Annotated in this window: 16 protein-coding genes and 1 pseudogene; 10 read left to right on the top strand and 7 right to left on the bottom strand. The window is 43.1% G+C overall.

Annotated elements, in window-relative coordinates; all coding sequences use genetic code 11:
• Window positions 1–201 precede the first annotated feature (201 nt).
• A complete protein-coding gene (locus RRG12_RS04690; RefSeq protein WP_420758521.1) occupies window positions 202–531 on the top strand; it encodes a hypothetical protein in 330 nt (109 codons plus the stop codon).
• A gap of 224 nt (window positions 532–755) precedes the next feature.
• On the opposite strand, the pseudogene RRG12_RS04685 reads toward RRG12_RS04690, so the two are convergent.
• Window positions 756–962: pseudogene (locus tag RRG12_RS04685) on the bottom strand (GNAT family N-acetyltransferase); the annotation flags it as partial.
• Between the two features lie 576 nt (window positions 963–1,538).
• On the opposite strand from RRG12_RS04685, the gene RRG12_RS04680 reads away from it, so the two are divergent.
• The 9 genes from RRG12_RS04680 to RRG12_RS04640 all read left to right on the top strand — a co-directional run bounded on the left by RRG12_RS04680 (window position 1,539) and on the right by RRG12_RS04640 (window position 8,976).
• Complete coding sequence (locus RRG12_RS04680) at window positions 1,539–3,221, top strand: SulP family inorganic anion transporter (RefSeq protein WP_420758520.1); 1,683 nt, start codon at window positions 1,539–1,541, stop codon at window positions 3,219–3,221.
• A 228-nt stretch (window positions 3,222–3,449) separates the two neighbouring features.
• The gene (locus tag RRG12_RS04675; RefSeq protein WP_420758519.1) at window positions 3,450–4,865 is read left to right on the top strand and encodes a cation:proton antiporter; all 1,416 of its coding nucleotides are present in this window, start codon (window positions 3,450–3,452) and stop codon (window positions 4,863–4,865) included.
• Between the two features lie 215 nt (window positions 4,866–5,080).
• A complete protein-coding gene (locus RRG12_RS04670; protein WP_420758518.1) occupies window positions 5,081–5,416 on the top strand; it encodes a cation:proton antiporter subunit C in 336 nt (111 codons plus the stop codon).
• Window positions 5,413–6,852 (top strand): cation:proton antiporter, encoded by a 1,440-nt coding sequence (locus tag RRG12_RS04665; RefSeq protein ID WP_420758517.1) that lies wholly within the window; start codon window positions 5,413–5,415, stop codon window positions 6,850–6,852. Before RRG12_RS04670 ends, RRG12_RS04665 begins: the two co-directional genes overlap by 4 nt.
• Entirely contained in the window at window positions 6,837–7,226 is a 390-nt protein-coding gene (locus RRG12_RS04660; RefSeq protein ID WP_069073513.1) for a Na+/H+ antiporter subunit E, read from the top strand. Before RRG12_RS04665 ends, RRG12_RS04660 begins: the two co-directional genes overlap by 16 nt.
• Entirely contained in the window at window positions 7,223–7,480 is a 258-nt protein-coding gene (locus RRG12_RS04655) for a hypothetical protein (RefSeq protein ID WP_141699846.1), read from the top strand. Before RRG12_RS04660 ends, RRG12_RS04655 begins: the two co-directional genes overlap by 4 nt.
• Window positions 7,477–7,755, top strand: a complete 279-nt coding sequence (locus RRG12_RS04650; protein ID WP_069073512.1) for a monovalent cation/H(+) antiporter subunit G — start codon at window positions 7,477–7,479, stop codon at window positions 7,753–7,755. Before RRG12_RS04655 ends, RRG12_RS04650 begins: the two co-directional genes overlap by 4 nt.
• Window positions 7,748–8,317, top strand: a complete 570-nt coding sequence (locus tag RRG12_RS04645) for a DUF4040 domain-containing protein (protein ID WP_420758516.1) — start codon at window positions 7,748–7,750, stop codon at window positions 8,315–8,317. The genes RRG12_RS04650 and RRG12_RS04645 overlap by 8 nt, the downstream gene beginning before the upstream one ends.
• Window positions 8,314–8,976 carry a Na(+)/H(+) antiporter subunit B gene (locus RRG12_RS04640; RefSeq protein ID WP_069073510.1) on the top strand — a complete coding sequence of 221 codons (663 nt, stop codon included), beginning with the start codon at window positions 8,314–8,316 and terminating at the stop codon, window positions 8,974–8,976. Before RRG12_RS04645 ends, RRG12_RS04640 begins: the two co-directional genes overlap by 4 nt.
• Here RRG12_RS04640 and RRG12_RS04635 read toward each other — a convergent pair.
• The 6 genes from RRG12_RS04635 to RRG12_RS04610 form a co-directional block, all read right to left on the bottom strand.
• Entirely contained in the window at window positions 8,951–9,094 is a 144-nt protein-coding gene (locus RRG12_RS04635) for a hypothetical protein (RefSeq protein WP_420758515.1), read from the bottom strand. The genes RRG12_RS04640 and RRG12_RS04635 overlap by 26 nt on opposite strands.
• A complete protein-coding gene (locus RRG12_RS04630; protein WP_420758514.1) occupies window positions 9,091–10,446 on the bottom strand; it encodes a UDP-N-acetylmuramoyl-tripeptide--D-alanyl-D-alanine ligase in 1,356 nt (451 codons plus the stop codon). The genes RRG12_RS04635 and RRG12_RS04630 overlap by 4 nt, the downstream gene beginning before the upstream one ends.
• Before the next feature lie 561 nt (window positions 10,447–11,007).
• Window positions 11,008–11,454 (bottom strand): tellurite resistance TerB family protein, encoded by a 447-nt coding sequence (locus RRG12_RS04625; RefSeq protein ID WP_420758513.1) that lies wholly within the window; start codon window positions 11,452–11,454, stop codon window positions 11,008–11,010.
• 177 nt (window positions 11,455–11,631) lie between these two features.
• Window positions 11,632–11,769, bottom strand: coding sequence for a hypothetical protein (locus RRG12_RS04620; RefSeq protein ID WP_176727159.1), 138 nt, complete (start codon window positions 11,767–11,769; stop codon window positions 11,632–11,634).
• A 262-nt stretch (window positions 11,770–12,031) separates the two neighbouring features.
• Window positions 12,032–12,961, bottom strand: coding sequence for a histone deacetylase family protein (locus tag RRG12_RS04615; RefSeq protein WP_420758586.1), 930 nt, complete (start codon window positions 12,959–12,961; stop codon window positions 12,032–12,034).
• A 185-nt stretch (window positions 12,962–13,146) separates the two neighbouring features.
• Window positions 13,147–15,774: an EAL domain-containing protein gene (locus tag RRG12_RS04610; protein ID WP_420758512.1), complete on the bottom strand. Its 2,628-nt coding sequence runs from the start codon at window positions 15,772–15,774 to the stop codon at window positions 13,147–13,149.
• Window positions 15,775–16,093 lie beyond the last annotated feature (319 nt).

Here is a 16,093-nt window from a genome sequence, read left to right as displayed (position 1 = left end):
CGAGGGTGGAAAATACCCACCCTAGCTATCTAAAATCTTTATAATTACCTAACTATTGAGTAGTATCAAAACGTAACTCAATAGTTTAATTTATGTTATATTTGCAATGTGATTACTCACTTATCTGTTAATTTAGATTTCGTTTTTTTAAACTAAATTAAATTCTTAAAAAGCTAACATCTATCCCAAGAAACAAAATTAATGCTCGATCTTAACACCTTAGCTGAATTCTCTCGTGGCAACTGCATAGGTATCTGTGCATTTCTTGTACCAGCGAACTTGCTGATCACAATTTTAACGATGAGCCTAGTAGCGTTACGTCGCCCATTATCTCAAGTGTGGCAATCTGCTGGAATTGCAAGCTTTTTCGCTTCTGTAATGATACTGCACGTATATACCTGGTTCATGATTGGCGTGGTGATGGCTCCTACTTATATCTTGATGTCGCTAGCAATCACCTGTTTATTAACTAATTTGGCAGCAATTCTTTTTCAAAGACGCTACAGCAACAGCCCTAGTCTTTTCAACTGAAGTCTACGGATCGTCTATGGTTGACATACTCACCGAGAAAGAAGGGTCGGTGATTCTGGAGTAAGTAATAAGTAATGAGTAAATACCCATTTTTCATCCACTCATTACTCATTACTCATTACTCGTTACTCATTACTCATTTAAAGTCCTGTCACCGATGATAAAAAGCCGTCCTCAAAGGACGGGGCTTCAGTCCCAATTTATTGGTGATATTTTATACCTCTTCACTCGTGTTCAAGAATGGCATATAGCCAAGAGTCTCGCCATTTTCCCTTAATCCAATGGTATTCTCGCAAATATCCTTCTTGTTGCATTCCGATTTTTTGCATAACTATTGCTGAAGCCGTGTTTTCTGGGTGACAAGTTGCAAATATGCGATGTAAGTCTAACTCCTGAAAACCGAAGGATACAATTGCTTTTACAGTTTCAGTTGCATATCCTTGCCATCAAAATTACTTAGTGAAAGAGTATCAAATAGAGCCTGTTTTGTTGGCAGTATCCTGAACGGATATGCGACAGATGCCAATTAAGTGCTTTTGGGCTTTCAAAGTCACTGCCAAGGCAAAATGCTGACGGGGTTTTTCCCCTTGCAATGAAATATCTCTTTACAAAAAATTTTTGGTATCTTCTTCGCTATTCGAGATATATAGTCTTTTATCTATGAAAGCAATTTAATATTTATTTAATATTAGGGCTGGTGAATTAACAATATTGGCATATAAAGCTGTAAGCTATTGTTTATCGCATAAAATTTGAGTATAAATAAAACTTACAATTTAGGTAAGTTTTCCCAGTTCACATTTTGGAACCGTTTTTGACTTAAGCCTTATCTAGTGGGAATTCGTATTCAGCGACTCGTCATTTAGAAAGGCACTATAGCTCCTTTGCAAAGAATTAAAGTTTTTTGCCTAATTTTTCATGTTCATAAAACATGAAACTTACTCAAAGTAGCTGGCAATTTTTACAACCCAAATTTATTTTGCTGTTTTTGTAACCAATACCCCAGTATGTCATTGACTAATACGATCCATTTTAGAAACTTACGAGGCGATTTATTTGGTGGTGTAACTGCTGCGATCGTTTCGTTGCCTCTAGCGCTGGCATTCGGTGTTGCCTCTGGTGCTGGGCCTGTAGCTGGTCTTTATGGTGCAGTTTGCGTTGGCTTTTTCGCAGCCTTATTTGGTGGGACACCAACCCTAATTTCTGAGCCAACCGGGCCAATGACCGTAGTCATGACTGCAATTGTCGGTTCCATGACCGCAGCTAACCCTGAAAACGGCTTGGCAATGGCATTTACCGTAGTCATGCTAGCGGGAATATTCCAAATCTTTTTTGGGATATTTAAGTTGGGTAAATACATTACCCTAATGCCTTACAGCGTCATTTCTGGCTTTATGTCTGGGATTGGGGTGATTCTGATTATTTTGCAAATTGCTCCTTTTGTCGGACAGCCAAATCCTAAAGGTGGCGTACTGGGGATGGTGCAAAATTTGCCTCAGTTATTAACTCAGATTAATCCTGCCGAAACAGCTTTAGGTTTGCTGACACTGGCAATTATTTTCTTTATGCCACGCAAACTCAAGCGCATTGTTCCACCGCAACTTGTGGCATTAATTGTCGGAACTATAGTTTCTTTAACCATTTTTGGCGGTACGGATATCAGACGAATTGGTGAAATTCCAATTGGACTACCAACATTGCAAATACCTACCTTTACTGCATCTCAAATCACAGTCATGATTGTGGATGGGGCGATGCTGGGGATGTTGGGTTGTATTGATACTTTATTAACGGCAGTAATTGCAGATAGTTTGACTCGTACCGAACACAAATCTGACAAAGAATTGATTGGTCAAGGTATCGGTAACTTAGTATCTGGTTTGTGTGGTGGATTACCTGGTGCTGGCGCCACGATGGGAACAGTAGTTAATATCCAAACTGGTGCTAGTACGGCTGTATCTGGTTTAACTCGTGCGTTAATTTTGTTAATTGTAGTTTTGTGGGCTGCGGGTGTAACTCAACCTATCCCAATGGCGGTATTGGCTGGTATTGCTCTGAAAGTGGGGATTGATATTCTTGACTGGAGCTTCTTGAAACGCGCTCATAAGGTGTCGCTGAAAGGCACACTCATCATGTACGGTGTATTATTCTTAACCGTATTTGTTGACTTGATTGTTGCTGTCGGCGTGGGAGTGTTTATTGCTAATATCTTAACTATCAATCGCCTGTCGGAATTACAAGCTCAGGAAGTGAAGACAATTAGCGATACTGATGATGCAATTGTCTTGAATAACGAAGAGAAAAAATTGCTTGATCTAGCTAATGGACGTGTCTTGCTATTTTACCTGAGCGGGCCGATGATCTTTGGGGTATCGAAAGCGATCGCTCGTGAACATTCAGCAATGGCTGACTCTGATGTGTTGATTATGGACTTGACCGATGTCCCAATGTTGGGTGTGACTGCTTCTTTGGCAATTGAAAATGCCATCAAGGATGCTAGTGAGCAAGGTCGTCATGTGTTAATTGTTGGTGCAACTAGCAAAGTCAAAAAGCGCTTAGAAAAGTTTGACATTTCGAGGTTTGTACCAGATCATTACATGTTTGTAGACCGTGTAGATGCACTTAAACAAGCTGTTGCTTTAGTTAATCCTCATGCAAGTTCTGCTAATACTCCTGGGGTTAGCATCTAGACTGACACCTATTAATAATTCGTAATTCGTAATTCGTAATTAAGGATGCAATTACGAATTACGAGATATAGCGGTTCTCTGTTGCATAGAATATAGACCCAATCCCCAGCCCCTTCCCTTCAAGGGAATGGAAGTGAGGTCAAAGTGTATTGCACCCGAATGAGAAGCGCTATAGAAATTACATTTTTTAAGTTGGCTCCAAAATGAATCAGAAACACAAGCAAAAACATGATTTTTTCAGAACCAATACTTAATTCGTTTACGCGGTTAAATTTTCTCACCGGAGGTTTGCAGTCTCCTTTACTAGCAACAACCAATGAGGCAGAATATGCCCCTATTGTCCTGACTGGAGTATTGCTAACTTTAGTAGTCATTTATCTGGCTAGTAAAATTGGTGGCGAATTATTTAGAATGATTGACTTGCCTCCTGTCTTAGGAGAATTAGTTGGCGGCGTGCTTGTGGGTGCTTCTGCTCTGCATTTGGTGGTGTTTCCCGACAGTGGAGCGGCTGGTAGCGACTCCATTATCATGACTATCCTGCAATTCATTAATAACCTCAGTCCTGATGCAGTCACATCAATTTTTCAAAGCCAGAGTGAAGTTGTTTCTGTGCTTGCCGAACTAGGTGTGATCATTCTGTTATTTGAAATTGGTCTAGAATCAGACTTAAAAGAATTACAGAAGGTCGGTTATCAAGCAACAGTTGTTGCTTGTGTTGGGGTAGCTGTTCCTTTCGCGGCTGGAACAGCGGGGCTGATTTTATTGTTTCATGCGCCAGTAATTCCAGCAATTTTTGCAGGTGCAGCGCTTACAGCTACTAGTATTGGCATTACCTCAAAAGTTTTGTCAGAAATTGGGCAGTTAAAATCTCGTGAAGGACAGATTATTGTCGGTGCAGCTGTCATTGATGACATTTTAGGCATCATTGTATTGGCAGTGGTTGCGAGTCTTGCTAAAACTGGTGAGGTTGATATTTTCAACGTCATTTATCTAATTGTCAGTGCTACAGTCTTTCTCATTGGCTCGATTTTATTAGGGAAATATTTCAATCAAAGTTTTGTTGCGATCGCTGATAAATTGCAAACGCGAGGCAACTTAATTATCCCAGCATTTATCTTTGCCTTTTTCATGGCTTTTCTGGGTAGTGCCATTCATTTAGAAGCTATCTTAGGTGCATTTGCGGCTGGCTTAGTTTTGGATGAAACGGATAAACGCAAAGAGCTAGATGAGCAGGTTAAACCGGTTGCTGATATCTTAGTACCAGTTTTCTTTGTGACGGTTGGCGCGAAAGTTGATTTAGGAGTTCTTAATCCTTTAGTTCCAGAAAATCGAGAAGGATTAATTATTTCTATCTTTTTAATTGCGATCGCAATTATCGGTAAAGTTGTCACAGGTTGGGCGGTTTTTGGTCAACCTGGAATTAATCGGTTAGCGGTTGGTGTGGGGATGATTCCCCGTGGCGAAGTTGGGTTAGTGTTTGCCGCCATTGGTGCAGCTAGTGGTACCCTTGATAAACCATTGCAAGCTGCGATCGTTATTATGGTGATTTTGACGACCTTCTTAGCACCGCCTTTATTGCGGTTTGCATTCAAACAATCACCAGAAGAAAAAGAAGCTTTAGAGAAAGCCAATGTAATAGGCTAGCGCCGCAAATTAAGAAGCAGGGGGAAGGGGGCAGGGAGGAGGGAGCAGGGGGAAATAACTAACTCCTTCTCTACTACTGGTTCTCGTACCCCTGCGGGTAAGCAAGCTACAGGTGAAGTGGTTACTGAACGTATCCGAAATGTCGAATCCTAATTCTGTTCTATCCCCCCTGCCCCTTTTCCTCTTTTTCAATCCTTATCCAACAGGCAATTTCCGTGTTAGAAGCGTGCATATTCGCAACAATATTTTGCGGATTTTTCGGCATCATCCTTAAAAAGAACCTCGTTATGAAGATCATCTCTATGGATGTCATGAGTACCGGGGTTATCGCCTGTTACGTGCTAATTGCATCACGAAATGGCTTATTCACACCAATTATTTCCAACGTCAAAAATATCAGATACGCCGACCCGGTTCCCCAGGCGGTTATATTGACGGCGATTGTGATCGGATTTTCGATTCAGGCGTTAATGCTCGTCGGCGTTATGAAGTTGGCACGAGATAATCCGACTTTGGAAAGCAACGAAATCGAGAAGAATAATACGCCATGAATAGCATTACGATCGCATGGATTGCACTACCGTTTTTTTTGGGCTTTGTCATTTATCTGCTCCCAAAAGTTGACAAATATCTTGCTCTGTGCGTTGCTTTTGCTTCCGCAGGATATGCATTGCAGCTATTTGTCACTCAGTCGCCACTAACACTACAGTTAATAGATAATTTTGGCGTTATTTTAACAGTCGATCAATTAAGCGGCTACTTTATATTAACTAATGCGTTGGTGACGGCAGCAGTTATCCTCTACTGTTGGCACAGCGATAAGACAGCTTTTTTTTACGCACAACTGATCATTTTGCACGGCAGTGTCAATGCCGCGTTTGCTTGTGCGGATTTGATCAGCTTATACGTGGCGTTAGAGGTGAGTGGTATTGCTGCGTTTCTGTTGATTGCCTATCCCCGAACTGATCGGTCAATTTGGGTTGGCTTACGTTATCTGTTTATCAGCAACGTGGCAATGCTTTTTTATCTGGTTGGCGCGGTGTTGGCATATCAGGCGCATCATTCCTTTAGTTTTGAAGGCTTGCGCGTAGCACCTCCAGAAGCCCTTGCCCTAATTTTTTTGGGACTCTTGACAAAAGGAGGAATTTTTGTATCAGGATTATGGTTGCCGTTGACTCACTCGGAATCGGAAACGCCAGTGTCGGCAATGCTGTCGGGAGTTGTGGTAAAAGCTGGTGTCTATCCATTAGTGCGGTGTGCGCTAATGGTGGCAGAGGTTGATCCGATAGTAAGAACCTTTGGAGTTGGGACGGCGCTTTTGGGAGTTTTCTATGCAGTCTTTGAAAAAGATACCAAGCGGATGCTAGCGTTTCACACGGTTTCGCAGTTGGGCTTTATCCTCGCTGCGCCGTCCGTGGGTGGTTTTTATGCGCTGACGCACGGACTGGTTAAATCGGCACTTTTTCTAATTGCCGGGGCTTTACCGAGTCGCAATTTCAAGGAACTGCAACATCAAGCGATCGCTACCCCAATCTGGATCGCCTTAGTTATAGCCAGCTTCTCGATCTCTGGTTTCCCCTTGTTGTCCGGCTTTGGGGCGAAGGTGTTGACGACAAAGAATTTGCTGCCTTGGCAAGCGATCGCTATGAATATTGCAGCTCTCGGAACAGCAATATCTTTTGCCAAATTCATATTTCTGCCGCGTGGGGGAAAAGCGGAGGTAAAGCCTGGTTTTTGGGCAGCCATGATTCTATTGCTCGGTGGGCTGTTCCTAGCTAATATTGCGTATTACGAGGCGTACACCGTTGAGAATATCATTAAACCCCTCGCAACCATCGGCATTGGATGGTTGGCGTATTTACTAATTTTTAAACACTCAGCACTCAAGCTACCGCGTGTCCTTGAACAATTTGACCATTTGATCGGTGTTATGAGTCTGATTTTAATCCTATTGTTCTGGAAGGGATTTGCATGGTTGGGTATTTAAATCTAATATTGCGACTGACTATTTGGTTTTTGCTCACTGCCGATTTCAGTGTGGCAAATATCATCATTGGCATCAGCATCGCACTTCTATTACCGGGTGGTAAAACAGCAAGGGAATCATTAAAAGATTGGCTGCGTGTGCTGGGTGAAATTATGGTGGCGATTCCGCAAGCGTATATTGAAGCATTTCAACTCATCCTCCGCCCGCATAAATACGAAGATATAACGATGGAACGAGCCAAACCAGGACGTACACCAGGGCTTGTATTCCTAGATATCTTCCTAATTACCTTTACGCCAAAGACCATTGTTTTGAAATACCACGAAGCAGGCTGGTACGAAGTACATTGGGTGCGACGGAGGAGAAAAGTATGATCCTGAATCTAGTATTGATTGCCATGATTCTGGCAATGCTCATCCCCATGTATGAGGCATGGCAAGATGATGATATTTGGCAAAAAATGCTCGCATTTGCCAGTTTTGCCACCAAAAGTTCAATCATGATCCTGGTGGTATCCGTCTTCCGTGATGATTGGATGATTGGTGTTGTCGGGGTCATCATCCTAAGTGTGGGAAATGCTGGCTTAATGTTGCTGGCTCATGTAATCAAACGAATGAATGAAGTATGATTGACTTTTTGGGTTATATATGCATAGGGTTAGGACTTTTCTTCTGGTTTTGGGGAACCTTTCCTCTGCTGGGCAAGCGATCGCTATTATTCAAACTCCATAGTCTTTCGGTTGCAGACACCCTTGGCTCGATGAGTATCATTATCGGGCTGCTCTTAAAGATACCCAGCGAATGGCCGCTACTCATCCTCGCTCTCATCTCCTTGGCCATCTGGAATACAGTGCTGGGGTATGTATTGGCTTACTGTTCTAGTAGCGAGGGTAACTATGAATGATAGCTATCTCTATATCATCATCGCCCTACTGCCGTTGGCTGCGTGTATGGTGGTATTTCAGGTCAATCCCTATCATGCGCTGGTAATTCGCGGCATATTGGGAGCGGTGGCGGCAATGGTATATGCGGTTTTAGGAGCGCCAGATGTTGCTTTAACCGAAGCATTGGTGGGTACTATGCTGGCAATTACCCTTTACGCGGTGGCAGTGCGTTCATCCCTGGTAATGCGTCTTGGCTTAGTCAAAGACGAAGCAGATGAGGAACAGCATTTTGGGCAACTGATGGATGACTTACGCACAATTTTTCGCAAACGCCAGATGCGTCTAGAACTGGTTCCCTACCCAAATACCCAAGCTTTAGAACGGGCGTTGATGGATAAAGAAGTCCATGCAACTTGTGTCAGACGAGAACAAAACCAGGCAACCAGTGAGGACGAAAAACAATTTTATCACACCGCCATTAGGGTGAAACGCATCTATGAGATTATGCAAACCGAACTTGCATCACCAGCGACAATCCTGAGTTATGTAAGTACACCAGCTGAAGGGGAGAAGCATAAATGAAATGGATCTACATTGCAGCAGGGATAGCGCTCTTTGTAAAAATGCTCGTCTTGCCGAATTCAGCGCCAGTCATACCGGATTTCTCGATCGTTGAATCGGTTGTTAAAGATGGTGGCATACCCAATGCGGTTACAGTGATCATTCTTAGGAATCGGTTGTATGACACTATCTTCGAGGTGGTGGTATTTACGATCGCAATTATGGGAGTTAATTTTCTACTAGCGAATGAACAGCCGTCCTGCGCGATCTATCGTTTTACCGATCAACCATCCATTGTGCTGGCGCGTCTGGGAGCAACTATTGCTGCGATGGTAAGTATTGAACTAGCTATTCGGGGGCATCTCAGCCCTGGCGGTGGTTTTGCGGCTGGAGTCGCAGGTGGAACTGCGATCGGTTTGATTGCGATTACCTCATCACCGGAGTGGATGCAAGAAATCTACCAGCGCTACCACGCCGCTACATGGGAGAAAGTTTCGGTTCTTGTTTTCATTGTACTGGCGGCTATAACTCTGACTGGAGTTGAGTTACCCCACGGAGAAATGGGCGCACTTTTGAGTGGGGGAATTGTCCCCTTGCTGAATATTCTAGTTGCAGTCAAAGTCGCGTTAGGGTCGTGGGCGGTGGTTTTGCTTTTTATTCGTTATCGGGGATTGTTGTGAGAGTTTCTATTGGGGCATTGGGCATTGGGCATTGGGCATTGGGCATTGGTGACTCTTCCCCATACCCCATTTGCCATACCCAAAAACTCCATCCTGCAAGTGGCATGGAGTTTTTCATTTGGGAAATTCTGCACGTAACTGATTAACTACCCGATCTAGTCCTACGGAATGAGCAGCTTTAAACAATAAACGATCGCCTGTTTGCACAAATGTCTTCAACCTAGCGACCAAATCGGCATGAGTTGCAAAGCACTCCGATGGAATACCTTCAGCACTAAGAGCGATCGCTTCGGCATCTTGTCCATCTACCAAAACTAACAAGCCGTCTAAATTCAACTTTCGCACTGTTTCTCCCACTCGCTGGTGCAACTGCTGCGATCGCTCTCCCAATTCTTTCATTGCACCCAATACGGCAATCTTCCGCTTTCCGGGTGTATCTGCCAATAATTGCAACGCTGCAATCATAGCTTCTGGTGCAGCATTATAAGTTTCATCTAAAATTACCACATCATTAGGTAAGGTAAATCGCTGCGATCGGCCTGTGGGCATATCCACTTCCACACCTCCTTTGAGGTTTGACCAATCAATCCCCAAGACTTTTGCCACGGCTAAAGCAGCTAAGAAATTAGTCGCATTGTGACGACCGGGTAAAGGCAGTGGTAGTTGGATTCCTGCAACTTCCACAGTCTCGTTATCAATTAACTTTCCTTGAATATCTCCGCCAGAAAAGCCGTAAGTCAAAACTTCTCCGTGCCAAACTTTCGCCGCCGTGGCCATTAATAAAGGATTGTCGTGGTTGAGAATTGCCACACTATCAGCAGACATTTCAGCTAATAACTCACATTTTGCCTCAGCGATCGCTTCTTCCGAACCCAGTAACTCAATATGCGCCGTCCCGACATTGGTAATCACACCAATTGTTGGACGCGCTATTTGTGTCAGTTCGGCAATTTGTCCTCTACCGCGCATCGCCATTTCAATCACGGCGTAGTCATTTTCTGCGCCAAGTTCTAGGAGAGTTTTCGGGACACCGATTTCGTTGTTGTAATTTCCATAAGTTTTGTGAACTCGTCCCTTCGTTCCTAAAACTGCGGCGATTAATTCTTTGGTTGTAGTTTTACCCACCGAACCCGTTACGCCAATTACAGGAATATTAAAGCGATCGCGCCACCATCTGCCAATTTGTTGATATGCCTTGAGGGTGTCTTTTACCTGTAATACCGGAAATCCCGGATTTTCGTATTCAAAATCTACGATTGCAGCTATTGCACCCTTTGCGATCGCAGTTGGTACAAATTCATGTCCATCAAACTTATCGCCTCGGAAAGCGACAAATACTTCACCCGGCTTGAGGGTACGGCTATCTGTTTGGATACCGCTACTTACTTTTGTTAAAGCAGTTTCAGATAAGTTTAGAGTTTGGGCAAAAATAACTTCAACCAGTTCGGTTAGGGTGGCAGAACAATGCATAATAAGTAATTTTACAATTTAATGTTCAAAATTATAAAATCGGATTATGACACAATACTGCATTGAACAACAAGATTTACAACTTATCGAAAAAGTTAGGAATCTAACCCTAGTCAAAATAACACCAAAAATAGTGCCAAAGAAGTTAAGTTTCTTTGGCACGCTTTATTTATAAGCTATTTATAAGAAGAATTCAGAACTCAGGAGCGGAGCCGGAGACGCTCCGCCTCCGGTCAGAATGGGCTAAACCTTATACCAATCTAATGTGAAGTTGCACATATCTTGATCCCCCTAAATCCGGGTTAAGGAGGATCGAATTCTATGCAGCTTCATAAAGAATTGGTATTAGCTATCCGCTAACAGAATTGAATTGGAGTTCGACTGGGTAATGAATATTGGTTTAAACCCTTGCCCGCAAGTGGCGCGAAAAAATTAAATTAAAATATTCTCGCCTTAAAACTCTATCCCTTTATGGGTGGAGTATCCACCAATTCTGAATTCTGAATTCTGACTCCTGACTCCTGATTTTATATAGTTTAATTAGGCATATATTCTATCGTCCTATCCCCGGTTTTTAATCAAGATTACTTGCACAATTTGTATTGCGATCTCACTAGAAACCCCTAAAGCTTGATATAAATCATTTAAGAAGTTCTTTTCTTCTTCCGCTACGATACCTTCAGCTAAGACTAAATCAGTAGCTACTGCAAAGGCTGCTTCCCGTAAGTCTTGAGATAGAGAATCTTTTGCTGCATTAAATAAAGCATTAAAACCATCTCCCTGAAGAATGCCCAAGATTTTGTCAAACAGCCTGTTCATCATCTCATGGGGATAACTTTTAAAAAGTTTCATCCGTGACAGCACAGAAATGATAGAATTTGCTTGCTCAATAGAAATATAACCGTCTGAAGCTGTTGCCACCAAGATAATAACAGCAAAAGCTTCTGCTGGATTGAGTGCTGCTTGGGTTTGGCTTTCTGTGCCCAACACAGCGTCGAATAGACCCATTGTAGTAGCTCCTTGGTTAGAGTCCCACCAGCGCTACAGTTACCTGTGCATTTGGTAGATTTCCAGGTAAGACTGTAACGCTGTGAGACTTTCATCCCTTAGTGTTCCCAGGATTTATTCGCGGCGAACACTTGCAACCAATGGTTTTTGGCAATAACTACACTGCCATTTGTAAACTTAGCGTTCTCCTGTCTTTTCTATCGTTTCAATTACCGCCAAACCTATACCCGAACCTGCTATCAACAGTACTATTGACATCAAATAGGCGTTGGTCAGCATCCGTAGGGCTTCATCAAAAAAAATGTAGGTGGTCATTGCTTCACCTTTTGAAATTTGTGCTGCTAGTACTTTTTATTTCTCCACACACCGATAGGTGAATTTCGCTAAGAAACTGCTAGCAATTGCATCTTAACAAAACTTTAGCTGTTTAAGAACACTATTTAAACTTTTTATTTCTGAAGATTTGATGAATTTTAAAGAGTGTTAACTCATCCCCCGGCTTGAAGCCGGGGGATTTCGAGTCATTGGTCAGCGGAAGTACTGAGTATTTCTGAAATTTACTCGCTTGCCGAGGCACTCAGCACTGAGTGGGTAAACAGCGTTCAATCGTCGCTACAACTGATTGAGAAAGACTATCAAAGTCATAACCACCTTCTAAGCCAAACAGAATTTTACGAGTTATCCCTAGACAATAATCAGTAAATAATGCGTAATCTTCTGGTTGCAAATTGATACTTGCCAAAGGATCTGCGGCATTGCCATCATAACCAGCACTCACAATCAGTAAATCTGGCTGAAAGTTAGCTAAAAACGGTACGACTTGTGTTTCAAATAATGGCTGATATAGTGCAATATCACTGCCGGGGGGTACTGGTAAATTTAAGACATTTTTATGAAAACCGCGTTCTGCCGCTCTCCCAGTACCGGGATAGCAGGGATACTGATGTAGGGAACAGTAGGCGATACGTGCTTCAGCTTCGACGATCGCTTGAGTACCATTACCGTGATGTACATCCCAATCGAGGATGGCGACGCGGTTGATTCCGGGTTGATCGAGGGCAAATAAAGCTGCGATCGCAGCATTAGAAAATAGACAAAAGCCCATCCCCGCATCACTTTCTGCATGATGTCCTGGGGGACGCGCTAGTACAAAAGCTGGATTAGCTGAACTTAACACAACCTCAACTCCATCCAACCATGCACTGACTGCCAACAATGCCACATCATAACTGCGTGGGGAAACTGGTGTATCTCCATCCAAAGGGCCACCGCCACTAGAAGCGATTTGCCAAAGTTTTTTGATGTAGGCTGGGCTATGTGCTTTAACCAACGATGGCATCAGTGATGATTGTTCTGATGCTGGTGTAGGCGATCGCCAGGAAATTTGATCTGCAAATGTAGCTGCTTTTAGGGCATTTGCGATCGCTATCAAGCGTTCTGGTTTTTCAGGATGGTATTTTCCAGTCTTGTGATCTAAAAATTCGTCGGAATAGATGACTGGGAGCATAGGACGAAATAAGGTTGCAGCAGCGACACTGAATGCTATTGTATCGTCACTGGTACAAACAGTTTTTCTTTGTATAGCCGTAGCCACATAGGTTAGGACATTTTGAAAACCCCAAGGCTAGGAATAGTAATACTTTTACCTCCTGCCTCCTGCCTCCTGCCTCCTGCCTCCTGCCTCCTGCTGTACTACAGTTTTGGTCGTTTACTTTCAAGGATTTCTGTTGCTTTTTGGACAGAAAGCGGTCGATAGAATAGAAAGCCTTGTACCTCCTCGCAATTGATAGATTTTAAGAACTCTAATTCCTCTTCTTTTTCTACCCCTTCAGCTGTCAACTTCAATCCCAAGCTGTGTCCCAAGGTAACTATGGCCTTGATAATATGAGCTACTTTCACATCCTGCGTCAAATATTGAATGAAAGATTTATCTATTTTCAAATTATGGAGTGGTAAAAGTTGTAGGCGCGAGAGCGAGGAATGACCCGTACCAAAGTCATCAATGGAGATATAAACACCCATCTGCTTTAGATTCTCTAACACCGTTCTGGTAAAATCCAAATCCTCAATGGCTGTGGTTTCCATAATTTCTAATTCTAAAAAACGCGCTTCTAGACCCGTTTGTTCTAAAACTGTGGCTATAGTCTCAACCAATTTGGGTTGGCGGAACTGCTTAAGAGAAAGATTGACAGCCATCATTATGGGTGGAAATCCTGCATCTTGCCAGATTTTATTTTGAATACAGGCTGTCCGCAGCACCCATTCGCCAATGGCGACAATTAATCCACTTTCTTCGGCGAGGGGAATGAAGACGCTGGGTGCAACCAATCCCATCTCTGGGTGCTGCCAACGCAACAGAGCCTCCATACCAGTAATTTCATCTGTGGCAATGTTCACACGAGGCTGATAGTACACCGTAAATTCATTGCGTTCTAGGGCATAGCGCAAGCTCTTTTCTAAAGTCAAGAGTTCAGGATTTTTAGCGCTCAGGGAAACACTGTAGAATTGGTAGTTATTTCGCCCTTTATCCTTGGCATAGTACAAAGCAGCATCGGCGTGCTGGATTAGTGTTTCGGCGTCAGGACTGTTTTGATCAAGCAACGCAATACCGAGGCTGGCAGTCACGTAAAGTTCATGCCCTTGCAGATGGAAAGCATCTTCTAAAGCTTGTAAGATTCTGCACGCCACCAGCGTTACCTCTTCAATATCATTAACTCGTGGGAGTAAGATAGTGAACTCATCGCCTCCCCAACGGGCTATGGTGTCTCCGCCTCTAAGTGAGTCTTTTAACCTTTGAGCGACGCTTTGTAACAATTGATCTCCCAGAGTGTGCCCCAGAGTGTCATTAATAACCTTAAAGCGATCCAGGTCGAGAAAGATCACGGCTAAACTTTCACTATTACGAGTGGCGTTGGGCAGAGTTTTACTGAGCAGCTCGCTAAATAGTAGGCGATTGGGCAACCCTGTCAGTACGTCATGGAGGGCTTGATAGCGGATCTTTTCTTCTACTTGCTGACGCTGCCGCGTACTAATGATACTGGCGGCCATAGTCAAAAGGCTAGATTCTTCGTGCCTAGACCAATGACGCTCAAAAGTGCAGTCTGCCAAACCAAGGTATCCCCAAAACTCATTTTCCAAGCGAAGAGGCACTAAAAGAAGGGATTGAATGCCATCTCGAATTAGGAATTCTTGTTCGGCGACAGGAAATTTTTGGGTAATTCCGCTAATTGACTGGCCGGTAGAGAGAACATCGTACCAACGAGCTAATCCAGAAGCTTGATAAGGCAGATTTTGCCAATGGTGATGGGTAGATTCAAAAAAAGAGTGCGTCCATTCAAATCGTAGGCTGACGGCTATTTCCCCTGTAGCAGGATGGAGATGGTTTTGAAAAAGATAAGCACGATCTGCCTTGGCAGCTTCACCCAGTACAGCTAAGGCTCGATCAATACCAGTTTCATAATTCATTTCTCCTAGTAAATAATTGGCAGCTTCCGCAACTGCTTGTAGCAAGCGATCGCGCTGATGAAGTTCGGCTGTGGCTTGCTTTTGCTCTGTAATATCCCGAACAATAAAAGTTCTAATTAGATCACTTTCAGGAAGGTAGAGAACGGATTGTTCAAAAACTTCTGTGCCTACTTCCACTTCCCGCACAAAAGAATTTTGTTCTAGATTGTTAACTCCACTCAGGAGTCCTGTTAAAATCGGGTGTTCTGTCCCAACTTCCCGAAGTTTAGGAAACTTGATACCTGCGGCTGGATTGAGATAAGTAATTCTTCCCTCAAAATCCATCTCAATAATTGGATTGGGGATAAGTTCAGGGAAGGATGCTAGGCGAGCTAAGGCGGATTCACTAGCTGCTTCAAAGCTGGGATCGATCGCTAAGGTTTGAAAAGGATTGGCTTGCTCTGATAGGAAACCAGATAAGTCTTCAACATCACAAGATTCTGAAAATGCTTGTTCTGAGAGGTTAGAAATAGCATAATATTTAGCCTGAGCTTTATTATTGCCAAAGGCAATGACATCTCCGTGCCTGAGATTATGAGAAAAGCATTTAGCACCATTCACAAATAAGCCATTAGTACTTCCTTTACCCTTATAGTTGCCATCAATAATTTGGAAGCCGTATTGGTCTGTCTCTGGAACAGTTACTCGCAATAAAATTGCATGTTGCATTGATACTGACCGGGAAGCCAAGACAATAGTGTTTGCGGGATGCCGCCCCAGAGAATAAGTAGTCTCTCGTAAAGGGACAGTTCGTCGCCCTTCCAGGTCTTGGATGACCAACAAATGGCGTATTTTTTCCCGCTCATTTCCTAGCATGGCTGTTCCTCAAATTCTCATATTTTTATGTTTTAGTCTGAAAAATACTACTCCCAGAAGTTCAGATTTTCAGGCTGCACTTCTGGGAAAATTTTCTCAATCAAAGTTTTCACCATCTGCGATCTCATTGGTATGTGGGTGCATACCAGCTTTTCTCTTCAGAATGGACCACAGTAATAAGCTTTGTTGTTTCGTCTATATCATTTAACCTTGTCTTTCTTAGGATACCCAGAATAAAATCAAACACTTAATAGAACACGTGCTATATTTGCGGATTTTTATTCTGAGTTGTGGGGAAACCTTTATGGGCTAAAGCACG

This window comes from Nostoc sp. CALU 546 (genome assembly GCF_048836525.1).
This window is presented reverse-complemented; position numbering and strand designations above follow the sequence as displayed.

Excerpts from the sequence above, each read along its gene's own strand:
- RRG12_RS04690 (WP_420758521.1), top strand. The coding sequence starts at position 202 with ATGCTCGATCTTAACACCTTAGCTGAATTCTCTCGTGGCAACTGCATA.
- RRG12_RS04680 (WP_420758520.1), top strand. The coding sequence starts at position 1,539 with ATGTCATTGACTAATACGATCCATTTTAGAAACTTACGAGGCGATTTA.
- RRG12_RS04675 (WP_420758519.1), top strand. The coding sequence starts at position 3,450 with ATGATTTTTTCAGAACCAATACTTAATTCGTTTACGCGGTTAAATTTT.
- RRG12_RS04665 (WP_420758517.1), top strand. The coding sequence starts at position 5,413 with ATGAATAGCATTACGATCGCATGGATTGCACTACCGTTTTTTTTGGGC.
- RRG12_RS04660 (WP_069073513.1), top strand. The coding sequence starts at position 6,837 with ATGGTTGGGTATTTAAATCTAATATTGCGACTGACTATTTGGTTTTTG.
- RRG12_RS04655 (WP_141699846.1), top strand. The coding sequence starts at position 7,223 with ATGATCCTGAATCTAGTATTGATTGCCATGATTCTGGCAATGCTCATC.
- RRG12_RS04650 (WP_069073512.1), top strand. The coding sequence starts at position 7,477 with ATGATTGACTTTTTGGGTTATATATGCATAGGGTTAGGACTTTTCTTC.
- RRG12_RS04645 (WP_420758516.1), top strand. The coding sequence starts at position 7,748 with ATGAATGATAGCTATCTCTATATCATCATCGCCCTACTGCCGTTGGCT.
- RRG12_RS04640 (WP_069073510.1), top strand. The coding sequence starts at position 8,314 with ATGAAATGGATCTACATTGCAGCAGGGATAGCGCTCTTTGTAAAAATG.
- RRG12_RS04635 (WP_420758515.1), bottom strand. The coding sequence starts at position 9,094 with ATGAAAAACTCCATGCCACTTGCAGGATGGAGTTTTTGGGTATGGCAA.
- RRG12_RS04630 (WP_420758514.1), bottom strand. The coding sequence starts at position 10,446 with ATGCATTGTTCTGCCACCCTAACCGAACTGGTTGAAGTTATTTTTGCC.
- RRG12_RS04625 (WP_420758513.1), bottom strand. The coding sequence starts at position 11,454 with ATGGGTCTATTCGACGCTGTGTTGGGCACAGAAAGCCAAACCCAAGCA.
- RRG12_RS04620 (WP_176727159.1), bottom strand. The coding sequence starts at position 11,769 with ATGACCACCTACATTTTTTTTGATGAAGCCCTACGGATGCTGACCAAC.
- RRG12_RS04615 (WP_420758586.1), bottom strand. The coding sequence starts at position 12,961 with ATGCTCCCAGTCATCTATTCCGACGAATTTTTAGATCACAAGACTGGA.
- RRG12_RS04610 (WP_420758512.1), bottom strand. The coding sequence starts at position 15,774 with ATGCTAGGAAATGAGCGGGAAAAAATACGCCATTTGTTGGTCATCCAA.